The following is a 2,588-nucleotide window of genomic DNA, read 5'->3' as shown; positions in this document are numbered from 1 at the left end:
CTAGAATGTTCGTGGGAAACTTTTTCTTTTTTCTCTTATTTTATATGACTAATACTGATATTAACAAAAGAAAATATCTTTTTGTATGTTTATTGATACCACTCACTTTTTTTGTTGAATTATTTACTGATGTTTCCGCAGCTATACCTATAATCGGAAGTTATTTTATATTAAAGGAAAAGAAGAAAACTAATATAGTGCTTTTAAATAAATTACTATTATGTATGCTTATTGATGATTTCAGATCTATTATTACTTCCATGGTTATGACGTATATGTTTTCATTTGAAGGGATAAAAGGGTATGGTTATGTAGTATTCCAGATAATGCTTGATTCTTTGTTCTTACTGATGTTTATTTGGTTATATAGAAAATTAGCTATAAATAGGATTGTTGAACAGTCCAGTTCTAAACTTACTGCTATATTCATGATTTATTTACTTACAATTGGTTTATTTGTTTCTTATGTTGCTCATCAATATCAAGTATTTGATCATTTTGTGTTTGGTGTCTTAATATTTTTAATCATTCAAATGTTTGTTGTTCTATTTTTATTTATTAGAATAACTATTAGGCAACGAGAACAATATGAACAGCAATTGAAAAGAAAGGAATTGGTTTATCTAAAAAAATATACTGATTCACTGGAAAAAGATCAAGAAAAATTTGCCAGATTTAGACATGACTATAAAAATTTATTGCTGAGTTTAAAAGAAATCGCTAATCAAAACCATGATTCGATATTGGAAAAAGAAATAAAAGAATTAGAGATCTATTCTAATTCTTATCTAACCAATAAGTTTGAATATCGTTATTTAAAAAATATAAAAAATGAATATTTGAAAAGTTTGTTGATAGCGAAGCTATACCAAGCAAATAACAATAAGATTTGTTGTAAATTCGAATGTCCAAGTACTATTATTGAAGTTCCTGTTCCAATATTTGACTGTATTAGGGTGCTTGGAATTATTCTCGATAATGCAATTGAAGCATCTATAGAGAGTCAAGATAGAGAACTGTCTCTAGCTATTTACCGAGATGATAAACAGATAGAAATTTCGATATCGAATAGTTGTAGAGAGATACTACTCTCCATAGATACTCTAATGAAAAAAGGTGTAACAACAAAAAAGGGACATCAAGGGTTAGGTTTATCTAGTATAGAGGAAATCAATAAAAAGAATCCCAATATGTTTGTGAACTATCAAAACGATCCGTATCAATTTACTACTCAAGTTATTTTGTTGTTTTGAGGGAAGGAGGATTTATGAGTTATCCAATAATATTATGTGAAGATCAAATTATACAATTAAATCAGTTAGAACGAATTATTGATAATTTCATTCTTTTTCACGACGAAGTATTTAAGATAGTATTGAAAACACAAAGTCCGTTAGAAGTTAAAAAATACCTCAAACAATTCCGACCAAAGCAAGGAATATATTTCTTAGATATTGATTTAAATCATGAAGTTAACGGTATAGAATTAGCAGAAGTAATCAGAAAATATGATGTTCAAGCAAAAATCATTTTTACAACTACTCATGATGAGATGTTACCCGTAACAATAAAAAGAAGAGTTGAAACGTTAGGATTTGTAACAAAAGATCAAACACTAGATGAGTATCGAAACGAGATTGTTGAGTTATTGTTATTAGCGCAAGAAAGGATAGATGCAACAAAACAGGTTACGAATCAAGCATTTGTTTTTTCCATAGGTTCTCAAACATTTACTTTTGATATAAATGACATTTATTTTGTAGAAGCTTCAAAATTACCACATAGATTATCATTGTGTACTAAAGATGGGCAGTACGAATTTTATGGAAGAATTAGTGAGCTTGAAAAGAAATATCCTATGTTAACAAGAATTAGTCGAGCGTGTTTAGTAAATATCTTTAACGTTAAAGAAATAGATTTTAAAAAACGTTCACTATATTTTGATTCAGAGTTGGCCAGAAACTTTACTTTAGGGAAAGCACAAAAAATTAAGGAGAAGTTGAAAGAAAGCACTGTTTAGTGGTTTTTTCTTTAGGGAGATTGCATTTTTCTAATAAAATAGATTCCTTCACTAGTGCAAATTTTTCTGAATCCTATTAAAGTTGTACCAATTTTTATAGCTGTTATTAGTTACGTGCATAACAGCAATATTAGTTACTGGAGGAATATTTCTATGGTCTGGAACCAAAAAAGGGCCAAATGAATAGTTCTTTTCTTGTTTTTATTAAGTACCATAAAGGGGAATTAAAATTAAATGTATGGTGGAAGATGCGAAAGATTTGGCAAATTCTACTAATTTTTAGAAAGTGTTTTTCATTTTTTAGTTAAAAAATTTGTCCTGTCAAGTGCAATCCTATGATTGTACTTGATAGGATTTGAGATAATTACTTTCCTGTTTTTATAAATTTAACTTGCAGGAATAGGCTTTAATGCACATCCGACAAGTACATTACCAATAAATAGGTCCTCCTGCAGCACCAACTACAGCGCTGCCAGGTCCTTTTGTAAAAATATCTCTACCATTACATTTCCAAAGAATTTTTATCTGACTTTAATAAAAGATAAAAATTTAACCCGTGGTGCTAGTT

General features: G+C 28.7%; 2 protein-coding genes. Both read left to right on the top strand.

Annotated features, from left to right (window positions below):
- The coding region (locus ESP02_RS13030) for a sensor histidine kinase (RefSeq protein ID WP_261794631.1) at window positions 1–1,253 on the top strand (1,253 nt) is incomplete at its 5' end.
- A gap of 14 nt (window positions 1,254–1,267) precedes the next feature.
- Window positions 1,268–2,020 (top strand): response regulator transcription factor, encoded by a 753-nt coding sequence (locus ESP02_RS13025; RefSeq protein ID WP_002325334.1) that lies wholly within the window; start codon window positions 1,268–1,270, stop codon window positions 2,018–2,020.
- The last annotated feature ends 568 nt before the right edge of the window (window positions 2,021–2,588 follow it).

This window comes from Enterococcus sp. NBRC 3427, assembly GCF_007996925.1.
Lineage (GTDB): Bacteria > Bacillota > Bacilli > Lactobacillales > Enterococcaceae > Enterococcus_B > Enterococcus_B lactis.
The sequence above is the reverse complement of the archived record's forward strand: the minus strand, read 5'-3'. Positions and strand labels throughout refer to the sequence as shown.